Source organism: [Actinomadura] parvosata subsp. kistnae, assembly GCF_900323885.1.
Lineage (GTDB): Bacteria > Actinomycetota > Actinomycetes > Streptosporangiales > Streptosporangiaceae > Nonomuraea > Nonomuraea composti.
Genome location: NZ_OOHJ01000018.1, coordinates 615,960 through 633,054, shown reverse-complemented (window position 1 = coordinate 633,054; position 17,095 = coordinate 615,960). Strand labels below are relative to the sequence as shown.

The window sequence follows — 17,095 nt, the reverse complement described above, 5'->3', positions numbered from 1 at the left end:
CACCGGTGGACGAGTTTCTCAAGTGGTACTTTTCTGACCGTCCGGTCGTCGCCGCCTCGCTCGGGGCCGACGGTTACGATCACACCCTCGGCGATTTCATCGCCTCCGCCTGGCAGGCCCGCGAGCGCGAGCAGGTGCTCTGGCTCGACCGCCTGGCCGCCGCCGAGGCACCCACCCTCGACGACGCGATCGACAGAGATCTCGTCCTGTCGCAGCTCAGAGGCTCCATCGCGCTCGCGTCGTGGCCGGAGTGGCGGCGCGACCCGAGCGTCTACCTCGGAGCCGTCTTCGCCTCCATGTACACGCCGTTCCAGCGCCGGCTCAAGCCCGAGCCCGAGCTGGTCGCCTCCGCGCTGTCGCGCCTGGCCGAGGTGCCCGGCGTGCTCGCCGCCTGCCGCGCCAACCTCGACCCCGACCTCGCCGCCCCGCTGCTGGTGCAGCGCGGGCTCGGCCAGGCGCGCACCGGCCGCAACTTCCTGACCCGCACGATCCCCTCCATGGTCGAGGACGAGCAGCTGCGCGCCAAGCTCGCCGCCGCCGCCGAGCCCGCCGCCGCCGCGTTCGACGAGCTCGTGACCTTCCTCGACGGCTTCGAGTGCGGCGGCACCTGGCGCATGGGCGAGCGGCTCTACTCCACCCTCCTGCGCGAGCGCGAGCTGCTCGGGTACGGCGCCGCCGAGCTGCACGAGAAGGGCAAGGCGGCCTGGGCCGAGCTCGACGCCCGCATGCGCGAGGTGGCGCTCCAGGTCAACGGCACCCAGGACTGGCGGGCCGCCATGGAGCACCTCATGGACGACCACCCGCCGACCCTGGCCGACATGCGCGCCGAGTACGAGGCGGAGACCCTGCGGGCCCGCGACTTCGTCCGCGAGCGGGACCTGGTGACGTTCGCCGACGGCGAGGAGTGCTACGTGCTGCCCTCCGCCGAGTACACCCGCCCGGTCCTGTCCGTGGCCCACTACCTGTCGCCGCCGCCGCTCAGCTCCTCCCGCACGGGCGTCTTCTTCGTGCCCTACACGCCCGACGACTTCACCCCCGAGCAGGTACGCCAGCGCCTGCGGACGAACTCGCGGGCCCAGATGCCCTCGATCGCCGTGCACGAGGCCTACCCCGGGCACCACTGGCACCTGTCGTACATGGCGGGCAACCCCCGTACGGTCAGGAAGGTCTTCAGGACGCCGTACTTCACCGAGGGCTGGGCCCTGTACGTCGAGAAGATGCTGCACGAGCAGGGCTACTTCGACACCCCCGCCACCGAGCTGGCCCACCTCGACTGCCGCATCTTCCGCGCCGCCCGCATCGTCGTCGACACCGCGCTGCACTGCGAGGACATGTCGATCGAGGAGGCCGAGACGTTCATGGCCACCAAGGCGTCGCTGTCGCCGGGCACCGCGCAGGGCGAGGTGAACCGCTACTGCGCCTGGCCCACGCAGGCCCCGTCGTACCTCACGGGCGCCATCGAGATCGAGCGCATCAGGGCGTCGTTCCAGGGCACGCTCAAGGAGTTCCACGACCGGATCGCCGGCTCCGGCGGGCTGCCGCTCGGCCTGGCCGAGCAGGCCGCGCTCGCGTAGCCCGGAGCCCTGCAGCGGCGGGTCGAGCGTGCGCCTACAGGGGCGGGGGGTTGAGCGCGCGCTCGACCACCGCGGCGAGCTGCTCCTCCGTCAGGATGGTCGGCTTGCCGACGCTCAGCCCCCGCACGTACACCTCGCAGAGCCACTCCAGCAGGCGCGTCGCCTCGAACGCCTCCTCCAGCGTCGCCCCGATGGTCACCCCGCCGTGGTTGGCCATCAGGGCGGCGCGCTTGCCCCCCTCCAGGGCCGCGCGCACGTTCGCGGCCAGCTCGGGGGTGCCGTACGTGGCGTACTCGGCGACCTTCACCACCCCGCCGAGCATCAGCGCGTTGTAGTGGACGGGCGGCAGCTCCGTCATCGTGGTGGCCACCACCGTCCCGAACACGGAGTGCGTGTGCACGATCGCCCGCGCGTCGGTGGTCTGGTAGATGGCCAGGTGCATGGGCGTCTCGCTGGAGGGACGCGTCTCGCCCGCCACCCGCCGGCCCGTCGTCAGGTCCACCACCGGGCACATCTCGGGCGTCAGCCGGTCGAGCGCCGCGCCCGACGGCGTCACCGTCACCAGGTCGCCCTCGCGCACGCTGAGATTGCCCGAAGTGCCGATGACCAGGCCGAGCTCGACGGCCCGCCGGCCGTACTCGCACAACTGCTCGCGAAGGCTCATGCGCCAGGACAGTAGCGGGCGGCCCGCCGGAGCGGCAATCGGCCCCCCGCTACAGCCGCTCCACGGCCTGGGTCATCAGCCGCTCGGCCACGTCCCTGCCCATCCGGTCGGGGTAGAGCAGCAGGTGCAGGCTGAGCCCGTCGACCAGGGCGAGCAGGCGCTCCGCGACGTCGTCCAGGTCGTCGTCGGTGCTCAGCTCCCCGGCCGTGCGGGCCTGCTCCAGCAGCTCCCGTACGGCGGCGCGCAGCTCGCCCGCCTCGGCCCGCTGCACCTCGGCCAGCCGCTCGGAGGCCAGGCTGCGGCTCCAGAAGCTCACCTCCAGCCGCGTCTCCTCCCAACGCTCGGCGTCCAGCGGCAGGTTGTCCAGCAGCACCTCGCGCAGCGCCGCCAGCCCCGTCATCCCCGCCACCTTGCCGGTCAGCCGCCCCCGGATGCGCCGATGCGAGTGCCGCAACGCCGACAGCAGGATCTCGTCCTTGTCGGCGAAGTAGTGCGCGAGCACGCCGTTGGAGTAGCCGGCCTCCTTGGCGATGGCGCGGGTGGTGGCGGCGTCGATGCCGTCCCTGACGATCACCCGGCTGGCCGCCGACAGGACCTCACGCCTGCGCTCATCATGATCAACGATCTTCGGCATAGGGCACCTCTTGACGTTTTATTCGGACGTCTGTCTATTTAGACTATGACCGTCGTCACAGTCGGCGTCCACATCGTCGACATCCTCGCCAGACCCGTCGACCACATCCCCCAGGGCCAGGACACCGTCCTGGTCGACCAGATCCGGCTCACCGCCGCAGGCGCCGCCGCCGGCACCGCCGTCGACCTGGTCAAGCTGGGCAACGACGTGGTCACCATGGGCGCCATCGGCGACGACGAGCTCGGCGACTTCCTGCTCATGATCCTGGCCAAGCGCGGCGTCGACACCTCCCGACTCGTGCGCAGGACGGGCGAGCAGACGGCGGCCTCCATCCTGCCCATCCGCCCCGACGGCGGCCGCCCCAGCTTCCACGTCCCCGGCGCCAACCTCAGCGTCACCCACGCCGACCTCGACCCCGACCTCCTCCGCACCGCCCGGGGCATCCACCTCGGCGGCATGGACGTCACCTTCGGCCTCGGCGACCCCGCCTTCTTCGCCCTCCTCGACGAGGCCCGCTCGTCCGGCGCCATCGTCACCATGGACCTCCTGTCCGAGATGCCCGACCTGCTGGGCATGGCCAGGGCATTCCTCCCGCACGTGGACTACGTGCTCCCGAACGAGTCCCAGGCCCTGCTCATGACCGGCGCCGACGACGTCGAGACCGCCGCCCGCACCCTGCTCGCCGACGGCCCGCGCGGCGTCGTCGTCACGCTCGGCGCCGCCGGCAGCATGCTCGTCACCGCCGCCGGAACCGAGCACGTACCGGCGCTGAAGACGGACGTCTCCGACACCACCGGCTGCGGCGACGCCTACTGCGCCGGCTTCCTCACCGCCCTCCTCCACAACCAGGACGTATCCGCCGCCGCCCGCTGGGGCACCGCCGCCGCCGCCCGCGTCGCCACCGGCCTCGGCTCCGACGCCGGCCTCACCGACCTCCCCTCGACCCTCAGCCTCCTCGCCTAGTACCTTCCGCCCACCCTCAGCCTCCTCGCCTAGGAACACGTTCATGAGCCTTGACGCCGACCTCCGCCAGCGCGCCGCCAAAGTCGTCCCCGGCGGCATGTACGGCCACCTCAACGCCGCCATCTTCGCCCCCGGCTACCCCCAGTTCTTCGCACGCGGCGAAGGCTGCTGGCAATGGGACGTCGACGGCCGCTCGTACATCGACCTCATGTGCAGCTGGGGGCCCGTCGTGCTCGGCCACCGCCACCCGCGCGTCGAGGAGGCCGCCGCCCGCCAGGCCGCGCTCGGCGACTGCCTCAACGGGCCCGGCGCCATCATGGTCGAGCTGGCCGAGCTCCTGGTCGACACCGTGCCCAGCGCCGACTGGGCGATGTTCTCCAAGAACGGCACCGACGCCACCACCCAGGCCCTCATGGTCGCCAGAGCCGCGACCGGCCGCACCAAGGTGCTCATGGCGCACGGCGCCTACCACGGGGCCGACCCGTGGTGCACGCCCTCCCCGGCCGGCACGACCCCGAACGAGCGGGCCGACCTCGTCGAGTTCACCTACAACTCCCTCGAATCCCTCGAAGCCGCGGCGGCGACCGTCGAAGGCGACGTGGCCGCCATCATCGTCACCCCCTTCAAACACGACTCCTTCGAGGACCAGGAGCTCGTCGAGCCCGCCTTCGCGCGCGGCGCCCGCTCCCTCGCCGACCGCCTCGGCGCCGCGCTCGTCATCGACGACGTCCGCGCCGGCTTCCGCATCGACCTGCGCGGCTCCTGGGAGCCCTACGGCGTGCGCCCCGACCTGACCGCCTGGTCCAAGGCCATGGCCAACGGCTACCCCATCGCCGCCGTCACCGGCACCGACGCTCTGCGCGGCCCCGCCCAGACCCTCTACTCCACCGGCTCCTTCTGGTTCTCCGCCGTCGCCATGGCCGCCGCCAAGGCCACCATCGAGACGCTGCGCGACGAGAACGGCATCGCCGCCATGGAACGAGCCGGCACCCAGCTCCGCGAAGGACTGTACGCCCAGGCCAAGGCGCACGGCTTCGTGGTCAACCAGACGGGGCCCGTGACGATCCCGTGGCTCAGCTTCGACGGCGACGCCGACCTGTCGGTCGCCATGCACTGGAGCTCGGCGTGCCTGCGGCACGGCGTGTATCTGCACCCGTGGCACAACTGGTTCATGTCGGCCGCCCTCACGGAGGCGGAGGTGGCCGCGGCCCTGGAAGGCACCGACGCCGCCTTCGCCGAAACCCGCGCCCACTTCGGCTGAACCCTTCCCGCCACCGCCCGAGCCGGCGGGTCAGGCGGGGGCGACGCGGTAGTGGCCGTTGCCTTCCGCTGCGCCCAGGAGGCGGGCGGTGGCGTCGAAGAGGGGTGAGGGGAGGGCGTCCAGAGCGAACCACTGCCATGAGCGGAAGACATGGGGCTCCGTGACCGCCGGTGGGGTGGGGCCCGCCGTCATTCGGACCCCGGCCGTCACCCGGACCGCGCCCCCAGGGTGGTCCACCACTACGGCCGTCACCGATGGTGGGCTTGCGTCGGAGATGCCGGTTTCTTCGGCGAGTTCCCGTACGGCCGCTGTTTCGAACGTTTCGCCGGGCTCCACGGCGCCGCCGGGCAAGCACCAGGATGGTGGTTCGCCGGGTTTGATGCGTTCGCCCAGCAGGATGCGGCCGTCGGCGGCGGTGAGGAGGACGCCTACTCCGATGATGCGGTCGGTGGTCATGTCGGGAAATCTCCTCCGTTCGGTAATGCTCCGGAAATGCCGGACATGGGGTTGAGTGTCGAACGCCCCAAGTGAGGAGCCTAAGTGGGAGCAGATCCCGAGAGGCGCTTCGAGGAGCTCTACGCCTCCTCGTACCGCCCCCTGCTCGGGTACGCGTTGCGCCGCTGTCCGGACCCGGACGACGCGGCGGACGTCGTGGCCGAGACGTTCATGGTCGCCTGGCGCCGGATCGAGGAGGTCCCGCAGGAGGACGAGGCCAGGTTGTGGCTCTTCGGCGTGGCCAGGAAGGTGCTGGCGAACCAGCGGCGCGGCGAGCGCCGGCACGAGCAGCGCACCGCCGCGCTGCGGGCGCAGCTCGCCGCCTCGCCGCTCGTCGCCGAGCTGCCGGGTGAGGATTTCTCGCAGCTCGGCCAGGTGTTCAGGTCGTTGCCCGAGGACGACAGGGAGCTGCTGGCGCTGGTCGCGTGGGAGCGGCTGAGCCCTTCCGAGATCGCCAAGGTGCTCGGCACATCGGCGAACGTCGTACGAGTGAGGCTTTATCGCGCGCGCAGTAGGTTCGCCCGGCGGCTGGCCGAGGCGGGCGTGCGGCACTCGCGCGCCGTCGCGTTCGAAGGGAGCCGGCTGTGAGCATCCGGCGAAGGGAGTCGGCCGGGGACATTCCCCGAAGGGAGCAGGCTGTGAAGATCGCCGATCTTGCCCGCGTGCGGGACGAGGACCTGGACGGCGACGTCGCGGGGCAGGCGTCCGGCGCGGGGGCGCGGGCGCTGATGGAGTCGATCATGGAGACGGCGCGCGAGCCCGTCCCGAACAGGAGCGGACGCCGGCGCGTCATGCTGCGGCGCGGGCTCGCGTTCGGGCCGGTGGCGGCCGCGCTGGCCGCCGCGCTCGTCGTCTGGACGCCGTTCGGCGGCCCCGCCACCCAGTACGCCAACGCCGCCGTCTCGCTCAAGACCGCCGACGACGGCGGCACCGGCGGCGACGTCATCGAGGTGGAGATCAACGACCCCGGGGCCGACGCGGGCAAGTTCACCGAAGCGTTCCGGGCGATCGGCCTGGACGTCGAGGTGCGCCAGGCCCCCGTCGCGCCCGAGGACGTCGGCAAGCTGATCGGCCCGGAGCTCATCGAGGGCAGCTACCCCAAGGGCGCCGGCATCACGATCTCCACGCGGGAGGAGGGCTGCCGCTCGGCCTGGTGCGGCAAGGTGTCGATCCCGGTCGGCGTGACGGGGCGGATCCTCGTCGGGATCGGCCGCCCGGCGGCCCCGGGCGAGCTGTACGCCACGCCGGTGCAGATCGACGTGGACCCGGGCGGGGGCGTGATCAAGAAATACGATCCCAGGAACAAGCCGGTCGCGCGGGTCCGCGCCGATCTGGAGGCGGCCGGGATGAAGGTCGGGTACGTGGTGATGTGGGACAACCCGGACGGCACCGCCGGCGGGTACGCCGTCGATCCCGCGAACGTGAAAGACGAGTGGCTCGTGCAGCACGTCGAGCGGATCGCCTCCGATGCCGTCACCGTGTTCGTCGCGGCCCCCGCCGGCCTGCCCAAGGACTCGCTGCCCATGATCCAGCACCCCAGCCCCGACTGGTGGCAGAACTGACGCCGCCCCCACAGGCCCGACGCCGCCCCCACAGGCCCGACGCCGCCCCTGCAGGCCCGACGCCGCTCCCGCAGGCCCGCCCCTGAAGGCCCGACGCCGCGCCCGCGCCTGAAGGCGCGACGCCGCCTCCGAAGGGCCGACCCCGAAGGGCCGCCGCCGCAAGCTAGGAGCGTCGTTTCGACTCCTCCGCGGCCCAGGTGAAGACGCCCTTCGCCATGAGCGACAGCTCGCCGGCCGCCCTGGCCGCGAACACCTCCGCGCGTACGCGGTGCACGCCCGCGTCGTCCGGAGCCGCCAGGGCGGCCATTTCCGCGAGGTGCCCGGCGAGCCGCTCGTCGCCGTCGGAAAGGGCGCGCAGCGCGGCGTCGGCGAGCGCGGCGGGGCCGCCGGCGAGTTCCGCCACGGATTTCGCGAGAACGGCGTCGGGCGCGGGTTTGAGATGGGCCGGATTTCCGTCGTACCAGCCGCCGTAGAGGCGCCACAGATTGCGGACGACGAATTCCGGCTCGTCGTACCTCGCCCGGAGGTAGGGCCGGTCGGCGAGGTGGCCCGGGGGCCGTACGGAATGCACGATCTCGTCGAGCCGGGCTCCTGCGTTGAGCAGTTCCAGCGTTTGTGTGACGAGCGAGTCGAGCCATTCCGCGGTTTCCAGCAAGGCCTGCCTGATGCGGTCGCGGCCGAATATCGGGGCGCCGTGGCTGGGCAGCATGATCTCGGCGTCCATGGCGGCCATCAATCGCAGGGCGTGCACCCATTCGCGGGGATAGCGCTGCACTTTCTGCGGGTTCCCGCAATTGGGGGTGACCCAGATGAACAGGTCGCCGGGCAGCAGCAGCCGGTGCTCGCGGACGTAGCCGATGGTGGCGTCGTCGGTCTCGCCCTTGGCGTGCAGCAGGTCGAAGGTGAGGCCGCCGCGCCGCACGGTGAGGGCGTCGGTGTAGGTCACGTCGGGGTGGCGGTAGGTGGCGGGCCAGCGCAGGTTGGGCGCCTGGAACTGGCGCTGGTTGATGACCGCGTTGTAGCCGTTCGTCAGCACATAGCGCTCGAAGCGGTCGACCACCGCTTCATGGGCATAGACGGTGGCTCGTGGGCCGGGCTCCTCCTCGAACGGCGCCGTCCCGAAGACGTGGTCGATGTGGCCGTGCGAGTAGAACGCGGTGGTCAGCGGGGCGCGCGTCCACTTCCGTACGTCCTCGTGCAGCCGCGCGGCCGAGAACGGGCTGCTGGTGTCGAACAACACCAGCTCGCCACCGGTCTCGAACGTGATGACGTTGCCGAATCCCGGCCACCAGCCCACCCCTTCGGTGACGGTCAGGACGCCTTTGCCCTCCATGCCGGCATCGACGATGCTGTCGTCGGATTCGCCCTGCCACACCTGCTCGGCGTACTCCACAATCATGCGATCCACTCTGCTTCTAGAACGCCGTTCTAAGCAAGGCAATCACGGCAAGGTCACGTCTCGATCGCACCCCCTTGACGGCTGTCGGAAGCCGTTCGTACGTTGCGGGCAATCGTTTAGGAAACTTTCCTAATTCAGGAGCCCCCATGACCCACCCGGGTGAGATCACGAGGCGCCAGCTCTTACGCCGCATCGGCATCACCGCGTTCGCCGCCGGCCCCGGCGCGGGCCTCCTCGCCGCCTGCGCCACCGCCGGCACGGGCGGCGGGAACGAGCCCGCGCCCGCCCCCTCGGCCACGCTCCCCACCTCCGCCGACCCGAAGAACCCGTTCGGCGTGGACCCCAAGAAGCCGCTCGAAGTGGTCATCTTCAGCGGCGGGTACGGCGACGCCTACGCCAAGGACCTGCACGAGGAGCTCTACAAGAAGGAGTTCCCCGGCGTCACCGTCAAGCACACGGCCACCCAGGAGATCGGCACCCAGCTCCGCCCCCGCCTGATCGGCGGCGACGCCCCCGACGTGATCAACAACTCCGGCCCCAAGTCGATGGACCTGGCCGCGCTGGCCGCCGAGGGCCACCTGGCCGACCTGGCCCCGCTGTTCGACGCCCCCTCGATCGACGACCCGGCCAAGAAGGTGCGCGACACCGTCACCCCGGCCGTGCTGGACAACGCCCTGGTCACCGGCAAGGACCTGGTGCTCAACTACACGGTGTCGCACCGCGCCCTCTGGTACAACGCCAGGCTCTTCGCGGACAAGGGCTGGAAGGTGCCCACGACGTGGGAGGAGTTCACCGCGCTGGGGGAGACGGCCAAGGGGGAGGGCGTCCTGCTGTTCGCGTACCCGGGGCAGAAGGGCCCGTACTACCAGCTCTGGAACGTCCTCTACACCGCCGCCAAGATCGGCGGGAACCAGGTCATCCTCGACATCGACAACCTCGTCGACAACGCCTGGAACGCCGAGCCGATGAAGCGGGCGGTCACTGTCTGGGTGGATATTCAGACGAAATATGGCGACAAAGCGTACTTCGGCCTCGACCACACGCAGACCCAGATCAAGCAGCTCCAGAACAAGGTGCTGTTCTACCCGGTCGGCTCCTGGATCGAGAACGAGATGGCCAAGGACAAGCCGGACGACTTCGAGTACGCCATCGCCCCCATCCCCGAGGTCACCGGCTCCGACAAGATGCCGTACGGCGCCATCCAGGTCGGCGTCGGCGAGAACTTCGTGGTCGCCGCCAAGGGCAAGAACCCGCAGGGCGGCCTCGAGTACCTGCGCATCATGCTCTCCAAGGAGGGCGCCCGCCGCTTCACCGAGCTGACCAAGAACGTCACCGTCGTCAACGGCGCCGCCGAGGGCGTCGACCTGCCCGCCGGCCTCAGGAGCGCCGCCCGCGCCCAGGACGCGGCCGGCCAGAACATCATCACCGAGGCCCGCTTCGAGGGCTGGTACAAGGAGCTGTTCGACTACGGCACCGAGCAGATCAACGTCGTCATGGCCGGCCGGATCACCCCCGACGAGTTCTGCGCGAGGATGCAGAAGAAGGCCGACGCGGTCAAGAAGGACGAGTCGGTCACCAAGCAGACGCGGAGCCGGTGACCGATGGGGCGGTTGCGCACGTACGGATTCGTCGCCGGGTTCCTCGCCGTCCCCCTCGTGCTCTACACGGTCTTCGTCATCAGCCCCTACGTGCAGGCGTTCCAGCTCTCCCTGACGAGCTGGAACGGCTACAGCTCGGTCGTCCGCTACGTGGGGCTGGACAACTTCGGCCGGCTGCTGGAGGACGAGGTCTTCTGGCGGGCCCTGCGCAACCACGGGATCCTGCTGCTGGTGCTGCCGCTCGCCACCATCGTCATCGCGTTGCTGTTCGCGTTCCTGCTCAACCTCGGGGGCGGCCCGCGCGGCGCCGGCATGCGCGGGGTGTGGGGCTCCGGGTTCTACCGCGTGGTGTTCTTCTTCCCGCAGGTCCTGGCGGTCGCCGTGGTCGGCGTGCTGTTCCAGGCCGTCTACCGGCCCGACGCCGACGGTGTGATCAACGGCGTGCTGGCCCGCTTCGGCGTCGAGCCCGTCGGCTGGCTCATCGAGCCGGACCTGGCCCTGTGGTCCATCATCGCGGTGATGGTCTGGCAGGCGGTCGGCTTCTACGTCGTGCTGTTCTCCGCCGGCATGGCGGCCATCCCGAAGGACTACTTCGAGGCCGCCGCGCTGGACGGGGCCGGCCGCATCAGGCTGTTCTTCTCGATCACGCTGCCGCTGCTGCGCGACACCGTGCAGGTCGGCTGGATCTACCTGGGCATCGCGGCCTTCGACGGGTTCGCGCTCGTGCAGGTGCTGGCGGGCGACAAGGGCGAGCCCGACGGGGCCACGACCATCCTGCCGATCACCATCTACAACACCGCCTTCTCCTACCAGAAGGTCGGCTACGCCTCCGCGATGGGGGTGGCGCTGTTCTTCCTCACCGTGACGTTCGCGGTGCTGACCCTGCGGACGACCAGACGTGAGAGGGTTGAGCTGTAGAGATGGCTCCGCGCAAGGACAACGGGCCCGGCGCGCTCGGCGTGCTCTCCCACGTGGCGCTCGCCGTCTGGGCGCTGCTGATCATCGCGCCGCTGCTGTGGACGTTCCTCGCCTCGTTCAAGAGCAACACCGAGATCTTCGGCGACCCGCTGCAACTGCCCGGCGCGCTGCGGCTGGACGCGTGGGGCCGGGCCTGGGACAAGGCGCACATCGGGCAGTACATGCTCAACACGGTCGTCGTGGTGCTGTTCGGCACCGCGGGCACGATGGTGTTCGGGTCGATGGCGGCGTACGTGCTGGCGCGCTACCGGTTCGCCGGCAGCCGGCTGATCTACTACTACTTCGTGGCCGGGCTGGCGTTCCCGGTCTTCCTGGCGCTGGGGCCGCTGTTCTTCGTGGTCAAACAGGTGGGGCTGCTCAACAGCCACGTCGGCCTGGTGCTGGTCTACATCGCGTACTCGCTGCCGTTCACGGTGTTCTTCCTGGCGGCGTTCTTCCGTACGCTGCCGGACGCGGTCGCCGAGGCCGCGCTGATCGACGGCGCCTCGCACACCCGCACGTTCTTCCAGATCATGGTGCCGATGGCCAGGCCGGGCCTGATCAGCATCACCATCTTCAACGTGCTCGGCCAGTGGAACCAGTACCTGCTGCCGCTCGTGCTGCTCGCCGGCGCGCCGGACAAGTGGGTGCTCACGCAGGGCATCGCCCGGATCTCCACGCTGGCCGGCTACGAGGCCGACTGGCCGGGCCTGTTCGCCGCCCTGTCGATCACCATCCTGCCGGTCGCGATCGTGTACATCCTTTTCCAACGGCAGATCCAGTCGGGTCTCAGCTCGGGAGCCCTGAAGTGAGCGCTGAAGTAACGTGGCTTCCATGGACGTCGAGAGCAAGCTGAAGGACCTGCCCCGGTGGCGGCGCGCGGGCGAGGCGATCAAGCGCACGGTCAGCGCGCCCGACTTCCCCACGGCCATCCGCATCGTCGACGAGATCGCGGTCAAGGCGGAGGAGCTCGGCCACCATCCCGACATCGACATCCGGTGGCGCGACCTCCATCTGACTCTCACCACCCACGACCAGGGCGGCCTCACCGACCTCGACTTCACGCTGGCCGCCGTGATCGATGAGATCGCGGCAAAACATGGCGCCCAGGGCGAATGACCGTACGTAGCGGGCCGATCACTCGTTAGAGTGGTGGCCTCTCGGAGCCCCCGTTGCCGGAGGGGCTCCCCCTGTGGGAGGTCCCCATGCGCGTGCCCGCGTCCCTGCTCGCCCTCCTGACTGCGACGACCGCGCTGGCGGCCTGCGCGGGCCCGCCCGCTCCCGTCCAGAGCGTCAAGACCACACCGGACGAGACGGTCACCCTCAACGCCGCCGGCGAGTTCGGCACCGACGACCCCGGCGCCATCGCCTACGACCGCAAGCTCGCCCCCGAGGGCGCCCAGGCCAGCGTCACCGTCGAGTCGGGCGGCGGCCAGACCCGCACCTCGCTCGTCGTCGAGGGCCTGCTGCCCAAGCGCCGCTACGGCGCCCACCTGCACGCCAAGCCGTGCGGCGAGAAGCCCGACGACGCCGGCCCCCACTACCAGCACGACCCCGGTCACGCCGACTCGGCCAGCGAGGTGTGGCTCGACTTCACCACCGACGACGAGGGCGCGGGCCGCGCCAGCGCCCGTAACGCGTGGGTGCTGGAACGTGCCAAGCTGCCGGCCTCCCTCGTCATCCACGCCCAGCCCACCACGATCTCCGGCCCGCAGGCCGGTCAGGCGGGGCCGAGGATCGCCTGCCTCACCCTGAAGTAGGGCATAATTACACAATTACATATGGAGGTAGCCCATGACCGGCCGCCAGTGGCAGCCACCCCGCTTACGCCTGTTCGAGGCCGCGCACCGCCGCGCCACCTGGCTGGAGCTCCTCTACGACCTCGTCTTCGTGGTCGCCGTCGCCGAGCTCGCCGCAGTCTACGCCGCGGGCTCCCTGCTCGTCTTCGCCGGCCTGTTCGTCCCGGTCTGGTGGGCGTGGGCGGGATACGTCTTCTACGCCAACCGGTTCGACACCGACGACGTCAGCCACCGGCTCCTCGCCCTGCCGCAGATCCTGGCGGTCGCCACCATGGCCGCCAGCGCCGGCGACATCGAGCACCGCTCCGGCCTGTTCGCCGCCTCGTACGCGGTGGCCCGCCTGCTGCTCGTCGTCGCCTACGTCCGGGCCGGCCGGCACGTGCCCGAGGCCAGGCCGCTGACCACCCGCTACGCGATCGGCTTCAGCGTCGCCATCGCCGTCTGGCTCGCCTCACTGGCGGTCGACCCGCCCCAGCGCTACGCCCTGTGGGCCGTCGCCGTCGTCATCGACCTGGCCACCCCGCTGTTCACCCGCGGCCACCAGGGCAGGCTGCCCCCGCAGACCGAGCACCTGCCGGAGCGGTTCGGGCTCTTCGTCGTGATCGTGCTCGGCGAGGTCGTCGCCGCGGTCGTGCTCGGGCTGAAGGGGCACGACGTCACGCCGGGCGTGCTGCTCGTCGCGCTGGCCGGGGTGGCGATCGCGATGGGCTTCTGGTGGTTGTACTTCGGCCACCTCGACGAGTCCGTGGTGCTGCGCACGCGGCTCGCCGGGCAGGTGTGGGTGTACTCGCACCTGCCGCTGTCGCTCGGCCTGGTCGCGTTCGGGGTCGGGATCGAGCACGCGATCACGCACCCGTCGGGGACGAGCGCGTCGGTCGGGGTGCCGGCCGCGCTCGTGCTCGCCATGCTCGGCGTTCAGCACCTGTGCTCCCGCGACCGCCGCGCCGGCGCCGTCCGCCTGCTCGCCGCCGCCCTCGCCCTGGCCGCCTCGCTCCTCCCGGTGGCGGCGGCCCTGCCGGTCCTCCTGCTGCTCGCCGCCGCCCAGGTGACGTACGACGTGCTCCGCCCCCTGCCCGAACGAGACCCCTCGCCCGAACGAGACCCCTCGCCCGGACAAGACCCCGCACCCGAACGAGACCCCGCACCCGAAGAGGCCGCATGACCGCCCAGGACGTCTTCGACCGCCAGCTCGCCGCCCTCGCCGACGGCGACCTGGAAGCCCTGCTCGCCCAGTACGACGACGAGGCCGTCGTCGTCCGCTTCGACCGCGTCGCCGGCGGCCCCGCCGAGATCAGGGAGCTGTTCACCGCCTACTTCGCCGCGAAGCCCCAGGTGGACGAGGTGGTCTCGATGCGGGCCACCGACGACGTGATCTTTTACCACGCCCTGATGACGGTGGGCGGCAACCGCGTCGCCACGTACGGCACGCTCGTCCTCAGGGACGGTCGCATCTGGCGCCAGACCGCCGCCGCGAGCCCGCTCACCTGATCGCGGCGGCCATCGGCTGCCACGGGGCGGAGTCGAAGATCAGCATGATGGTGCCGATCTTCCCGTCGCGCAGCCGGAAGTGCTCGGCCGTGCGCTGGACGCCGGCGGGCGTCGTGATAGCCCCTGACGATCTCCCGCGTGTTCATCGGCCGCTCGCCTGCCCGCCGAGGTGCTCGGCCAGCCGCTCCTGGTTGGCCGCCAGGCGCAGGCACAGGTGCCGCAATGTGGTCAGTTCGTCGTCCGTGAACCCGTGGAAGATGGCCTTCATCGCCATCCGTGACGGCTGCCTGAACGCCTCGATCCAGGCCCGGCCCGCGTCGGTGATCACGGCCCGCACCGCCCGCCGGTCGTCCGGATCGGGCTGCCGCCGGGCGAGGCCGTCGCGTTCGAGCGTGTCGACCAGCCCGGTGGCGTTCCTGGGGCTGACGCCGGCGGCCTGCGCCAGCTCGCCGATGCTCGCCCCGGCCTCGCCGGCCGAGCTGAGCCGCAGCAGCAGGTCCATCGCGCCCGAGCTGAGGCCGCGCCCTTCGCTGCCGTGCGCCCGCATGCGCTCCACGCTCTGCTGCGCGCTGCGCACGGCCGCCGCCGCCTCGAACGTCAGGGTGTCGTCGTCGCCGGTGAACTCCCGCATGGCGGCTCTGACCCGGGGATCGTAGAGCCGCCCGCCATCGTCCTCATCATGTACATACTTCATAATGAAGCAGCACTTTATTACCTACTTCCATAATCCGGCAAGGTTCAGGCGTGCTGAGCGGGGATGCTCCCCAGCCGTCCGGCCTTGAAGTCCTCGAACGCCTGCACCAGCTCGGCCTTGGTGTTCATGACGAACGGCCCGTAGTGCGCCACCGGCTCCCCGATGGGCTCCCCGCCGAGCACGATCACCTCGAGCGGCTCCTTGGCCGCCGCGATCGTGATGCTGCCGGCCTGCGTCGCCAGCCCCGGCCGGTTCCCGAACCCCTCGAACACGGCGAGCTGCCCGCCGCTCAGCGGCCGCCGCTCCGTGCCCACGGTGCCGCGCCCGGACAGCGCGTACGCCAGCGCGTTGAAGTCCTTGCGCCACGGCATGACCAGCCGCGCCCCCGGCGAGACGGTGGCGTGCAGCAGCGTGATCGGCGTCTGCGTGCTGCCGGGGCCCGCGTGCCCGGCCAGGTCGCCGGCGATGAGGCGCACCAGCGCGCCGCCGTCGTGGCTGCTCAGCAGCACGACGCTGGAGCCGCCGATGTCCTGGTACTGCGGCGCGATCATCTTCTTGGCGCCCGGCAGGTTCACCCAGAGCTGGATCCCGTGGAACAGCCCGCCCTGCTGCACCAGCCACTCCGGCGGCGCCTCCTTGTGCAGGATGCCCGCTCCGGCGGTCATCCACTGGGTGTCGCCGTTGGTGATCGTCCCGCCGCCGCCGTTGGAGTCGAGGTGCTCCATCACGCCGTCGATCATGTACGTCACGGTCTCGAAGCCCCGGTGCGGATGCCACGGCGTGCCCTTGGGCTCGCCGGCCGCGTAGTCGACCTCGCCCATCTGGTCCATCATCACGAACGGGTCGAGGTACTCGGGCTTGATCGCCGCCAGCGCCCTGCGGACGGGGAAGCCCTCTCCTTCGAACCCGCTGGGCGCGGTCTCGACGGCGAGCACCTTCCGCCCCGGGTCTCCGGCCTGCGGCTCGGGCAGGCGGGGGAGGGTCAGCGGGTTCTCTACGGTCACGGCGGGCATGTCGCGCTCCTTCCAGCGGGTCTGCCCGGCTCAACCAAGTTGAGAATTCAACTATTCCACGCGGGTCATCCGAAGACGGCGGGCGGCGGGACGGGCGCCATGACCGCGTCGCCGTCCTTGATGGGCGCGGCGCCCGCGACGAAGTTCGTCAGCGCCTCCCCGAACATGCACCGCGCCTGCGTCAGGCCGCCCGCCGCGCGCCTGGTCAGCAGCTCCAGCGGCAGCTCGGTGCGCGACGCGGCCACGATGAGGTTGCCGAAGCGGCGGCCCCGCAGGATGCCGGGCTCGGCCAGCAGGGCCACGTGCCCGAACGTGCCCGACACCGTGGCCAGCAGGCGCTTGGCGAAGGCCAGCCCCTTGCCGTCGGCCAGGTTGATCAGCAGGGTGCCGCCGGGGCGCAGGATCCTGGCCAGGTCGCCCATGTACTCGGCCGTGGCCAGCTCCACCGGCATCGTCGCGCCCGTGAACGCGTCGAGGACCACCAGGTCGGCCGTCTCGTCCCAGATCTTGGCGGCGCCCTCCCTGCCGCCGGTGACGATGACCTTCAGCTTGGGCACCGAGCGCAGGTCGAGCTGCTCGCGCACCAGGTTGACCAGCAGGCCGTCGGGCTCGATGACGATGTGCCGGGAGCCGGCGCGGGTGGCGGAGACGTAGCGGGGGATCGTGCAGGCGCCGCCGCCGACGTGGACGCAGCTCAGCGGCCCTTCCGGCAAAAGGTCGATCACATCCGCCATGAGTCGTACATACTCGAATTCCAGAAATGTCGGGTCTTGAAGATCTACGTACGACTGAGGTACGCCATCCTTGGACAGCACCCAGCCGTCCTGCCTGTCCAGATCCCGGAGCAACTCGACCTCGCCGAACGTCACCGGGTACAGGCCAGGCATCGGTTCACGCTGTCCACGAGCCACGTCTGATCCCCTCCCTGGGAGTACCGTATGGCACGGCGAAGGCTGATTGTGCTCGTTATCGCGCTTGTCGCGGTAGTCGGGGC

At 70.8% G+C, this 17,095-nt stretch carries 19 protein-coding genes; 12 read left to right on the top strand and 7 right to left on the bottom strand.

Going from position 1 to position 17,095, the window contains the following annotated elements; genetic code table 11:
- The first annotated feature begins 5 nt into the window (after positions 1–5).
- The gene (locus KIS93_RS23020) at positions 6–1,574 is read left to right on the top strand and encodes a DUF885 domain-containing protein (protein ID WP_080045701.1); all 1,569 of its coding nucleotides are present in this window, start codon (positions 6–8) and stop codon (positions 1,572–1,574) included.
- A gap of 34 nt (positions 1,575–1,608) precedes the next feature.
- On the opposite strand, the gene KIS93_RS23015 is transcribed toward KIS93_RS23020, so the two are convergent.
- Together KIS93_RS23015 and KIS93_RS23010 are read right to left on the bottom strand one after the other, a co-directional pair.
- Positions 1,609–2,238 (bottom strand): class II aldolase/adducin family protein, encoded by a 630-nt coding sequence (locus tag KIS93_RS23015; protein WP_080045702.1) that lies wholly within the window; start codon positions 2,236–2,238, stop codon positions 1,609–1,611.
- Between the two features lie 49 nt (positions 2,239–2,287).
- Positions 2,288–2,872 carry a TetR/AcrR family transcriptional regulator gene (locus KIS93_RS23010; protein ID WP_080045703.1) on the bottom strand — a complete coding sequence of 195 codons (585 nt, stop codon included), beginning with the start codon at positions 2,870–2,872 and terminating at the stop codon, positions 2,288–2,290.
- 45 nt (positions 2,873–2,917) lie between these two features.
- On the opposite strand from KIS93_RS23010, the gene KIS93_RS23005 reads away from it, so the two are divergent.
- Positions 2,918–3,835, top strand: a complete 918-nt coding sequence (locus tag KIS93_RS23005; RefSeq protein ID WP_080045704.1) for a carbohydrate kinase family protein — start codon at positions 2,918–2,920, stop codon at positions 3,833–3,835.
- A 43-nt stretch (positions 3,836–3,878) separates the two neighbouring features.
- Positions 3,879–5,096: an aminotransferase class III-fold pyridoxal phosphate-dependent enzyme gene (locus KIS93_RS23000; protein ID WP_080045705.1), complete on the top strand. Its 1,218-nt coding sequence runs from the start codon at positions 3,879–3,881 to the stop codon at positions 5,094–5,096.
- 30 nt (positions 5,097–5,126) lie between these two features.
- Here the strand turns inward: KIS93_RS23000 and KIS93_RS22995 are convergent, their stop codons facing one another.
- Complete coding sequence (locus KIS93_RS22995; protein WP_080045706.1) at positions 5,127–5,552, bottom strand: nucleotide triphosphate diphosphatase NUDT15; 426 nt, start codon at positions 5,550–5,552, stop codon at positions 5,127–5,129.
- An 84-nt stretch (positions 5,553–5,636) separates the two neighbouring features.
- On the opposite strand from KIS93_RS22995, the gene KIS93_RS22990 reads away from it, so the two are divergent.
- Both KIS93_RS22990 and KIS93_RS22985 read left to right on the top strand, forming a co-directional pair.
- Positions 5,637–6,179 carry an RNA polymerase sigma factor gene (locus KIS93_RS22990; protein ID WP_080045707.1) on the top strand — a complete coding sequence of 181 codons (543 nt, stop codon included), beginning with the start codon at positions 5,637–5,639 and terminating at the stop codon, positions 6,177–6,179.
- Between the two features lie 50 nt (positions 6,180–6,229).
- Positions 6,230–7,153: a hypothetical protein gene (locus tag KIS93_RS22985; RefSeq protein WP_080045708.1), complete on the top strand. Its 924-nt coding sequence runs from the start codon at positions 6,230–6,232 to the stop codon at positions 7,151–7,153.
- A gap of 163 nt (positions 7,154–7,316) precedes the next feature.
- Here the strand turns inward: KIS93_RS22985 and KIS93_RS22980 are convergent, their stop codons facing one another.
- Complete coding sequence (locus KIS93_RS22980) at positions 7,317–8,552, bottom strand: alkyl sulfatase dimerization domain-containing protein (protein ID WP_080045709.1); 1,236 nt, start codon at positions 8,550–8,552, stop codon at positions 7,317–7,319.
- A 146-nt stretch (positions 8,553–8,698) separates the two neighbouring features.
- Here KIS93_RS22980 and ngcE point away from each other — a divergent pair, with 146 nt between their 5' ends.
- From ngcE to KIS93_RS22945, 7 genes are all read left to right on the top strand, one after another.
- The gene (gene ngcE, locus KIS93_RS22975) at positions 8,699–10,150 is read left to right on the top strand and encodes an N-acetylglucosamine/diacetylchitobiose ABC transporter substrate-binding protein (RefSeq protein WP_080045710.1); all 1,452 of its coding nucleotides are present in this window, start codon (positions 8,699–8,701) and stop codon (positions 10,148–10,150) included.
- A 3-nt stretch (positions 10,151–10,153) separates the two neighbouring features.
- Positions 10,154–11,068, top strand: a complete 915-nt coding sequence (locus tag KIS93_RS22970; protein ID WP_186404397.1) for a carbohydrate ABC transporter permease — start codon at positions 10,154–10,156, stop codon at positions 11,066–11,068.
- 2 nt (positions 11,069–11,070) lie between these two features.
- Positions 11,071–11,919, top strand: a complete 849-nt coding sequence (locus tag KIS93_RS22965) for a carbohydrate ABC transporter permease (RefSeq protein ID WP_080045711.1) — start codon at positions 11,071–11,073, stop codon at positions 11,917–11,919.
- A 22-nt stretch (positions 11,920–11,941) separates the two neighbouring features.
- Positions 11,942–12,226, top strand: coding sequence for a 4a-hydroxytetrahydrobiopterin dehydratase (locus KIS93_RS22960; RefSeq protein WP_080045712.1), 285 nt, complete (start codon positions 11,942–11,944; stop codon positions 12,224–12,226).
- An 86-nt stretch (positions 12,227–12,312) separates the two neighbouring features.
- The gene (locus tag KIS93_RS22955; RefSeq protein WP_080045713.1) at positions 12,313–12,867 is read left to right on the top strand and encodes a superoxide dismutase family protein; all 555 of its coding nucleotides are present in this window, start codon (positions 12,313–12,315) and stop codon (positions 12,865–12,867) included.
- Positions 12,868–12,901: 34 nt separating this feature from the next.
- Entirely contained in the window at positions 12,902–14,068 is a 1,167-nt protein-coding gene (locus KIS93_RS22950) for a low temperature requirement protein A (protein WP_080045714.1), read from the top strand.
- Positions 14,065–14,394 carry a nuclear transport factor 2 family protein gene (locus KIS93_RS22945; protein ID WP_080045715.1) on the top strand — a complete coding sequence of 110 codons (330 nt, stop codon included), beginning with the start codon at positions 14,065–14,067 and terminating at the stop codon, positions 14,392–14,394. The genes KIS93_RS22950 and KIS93_RS22945 overlap by 4 nt, the downstream gene beginning before the upstream one ends.
- 142 nt (positions 14,395–14,536) lie before the next feature.
- Here the strand turns inward: KIS93_RS22945 and KIS93_RS22940 are convergent, their stop codons facing one another.
- The 3 genes from KIS93_RS22940 to KIS93_RS22930 all read right to left on the bottom strand — a co-directional run bounded on the left by KIS93_RS22940 (position 14,537) and on the right by KIS93_RS22930 (position 16,988).
- Positions 14,537–15,088, bottom strand: coding sequence for a MarR family winged helix-turn-helix transcriptional regulator (locus KIS93_RS22940; RefSeq protein WP_080045716.1), 552 nt, complete (start codon positions 15,086–15,088; stop codon positions 14,537–14,539).
- Positions 15,089–15,132: 44 nt separating this feature from the next.
- On the bottom strand, positions 15,133–16,101 hold the full coding sequence (locus tag KIS93_RS22935) for a pirin family protein (protein ID WP_080045717.1): 969 nt from the start codon (positions 16,099–16,101) through the stop codon (positions 15,133–15,135).
- Between the two features lie 65 nt (positions 16,102–16,166).
- Positions 16,167–16,988, bottom strand: coding sequence for a spermidine synthase (locus KIS93_RS22930; RefSeq protein ID WP_080045718.1), 822 nt, complete (start codon positions 16,986–16,988; stop codon positions 16,167–16,169).
- Between the last annotated feature and the right edge of the window lie 107 nt (positions 16,989–17,095).

What these genes read in the sequence shown, in the direction of transcription:
- KIS93_RS22980 (WP_080045709.1), bottom strand. Translation starts at nt 8,552, where the DNA reads ATGATTGTGGAGTACGCCGAGCAGGTGTGGCAGGGCGAATCCGACGAC.
- KIS93_RS22945 (WP_080045715.1), top strand. Translation starts at nt 14,065, where the DNA reads ATGACCGCCCAGGACGTCTTCGACCGCCAGCTCGCCGCCCTCGCCGAC.
- KIS93_RS22935 (WP_080045717.1), bottom strand. Translation starts at nt 16,101, where the DNA reads ATGCCCGCCGTGACCGTAGAGAACCCGCTGACCCTCCCCCGCCTGCCC.
- KIS93_RS22970 (WP_186404397.1), top strand. Translation starts at nt 10,154, where the DNA reads ATGGGGCGGTTGCGCACGTACGGATTCGTCGCCGGGTTCCTCGCCGTC.
- KIS93_RS22965 (WP_080045711.1), top strand. Translation starts at nt 11,071, where the DNA reads ATGGCTCCGCGCAAGGACAACGGGCCCGGCGCGCTCGGCGTGCTCTCC.
- KIS93_RS23015 (WP_080045702.1), bottom strand. Translation starts at nt 2,238, where the DNA reads ATGAGCCTTCGCGAGCAGTTGTGCGAGTACGGCCGGCGGGCCGTCGAG.
- KIS93_RS22940 (WP_080045716.1), bottom strand. Translation starts at nt 15,088, where the DNA reads ATGAAGTATGTACATGATGAGGACGATGGCGGGCGGCTCTACGATCCC.
- KIS93_RS23005 (WP_080045704.1), top strand. Translation starts at nt 2,918, where the DNA reads ATGACCGTCGTCACAGTCGGCGTCCACATCGTCGACATCCTCGCCAGA.
- KIS93_RS23010 (WP_080045703.1), bottom strand. Translation starts at nt 2,872, where the DNA reads ATGCCGAAGATCGTTGATCATGATGAGCGCAGGCGTGAGGTCCTGTCG.
- KIS93_RS22995 (WP_080045706.1), bottom strand. Translation starts at nt 5,552, where the DNA reads ATGACCACCGACCGCATCATCGGAGTAGGCGTCCTCCTCACCGCCGCC.
- KIS93_RS23000 (WP_080045705.1), top strand. Translation starts at nt 3,879, where the DNA reads ATGAGCCTTGACGCCGACCTCCGCCAGCGCGCCGCCAAAGTCGTCCCC.
- KIS93_RS22950 (WP_080045714.1), top strand. Translation starts at nt 12,902, where the DNA reads ATGACCGGCCGCCAGTGGCAGCCACCCCGCTTACGCCTGTTCGAGGCC.
- KIS93_RS22930 (WP_080045718.1), bottom strand. Translation starts at nt 16,988, where the DNA reads ATGCCTGGCCTGTACCCGGTGACGTTCGGCGAGGTCGAGTTGCTCCGG.
- ngcE (WP_080045710.1), top strand. Translation starts at nt 8,699, where the DNA reads ATGACCCACCCGGGTGAGATCACGAGGCGCCAGCTCTTACGCCGCATC.
- KIS93_RS22960 (WP_080045712.1), top strand. Translation starts at nt 11,942, where the DNA reads ATGGACGTCGAGAGCAAGCTGAAGGACCTGCCCCGGTGGCGGCGCGCG.
- KIS93_RS22955 (WP_080045713.1), top strand. Translation starts at nt 12,313, where the DNA reads ATGCGCGTGCCCGCGTCCCTGCTCGCCCTCCTGACTGCGACGACCGCG.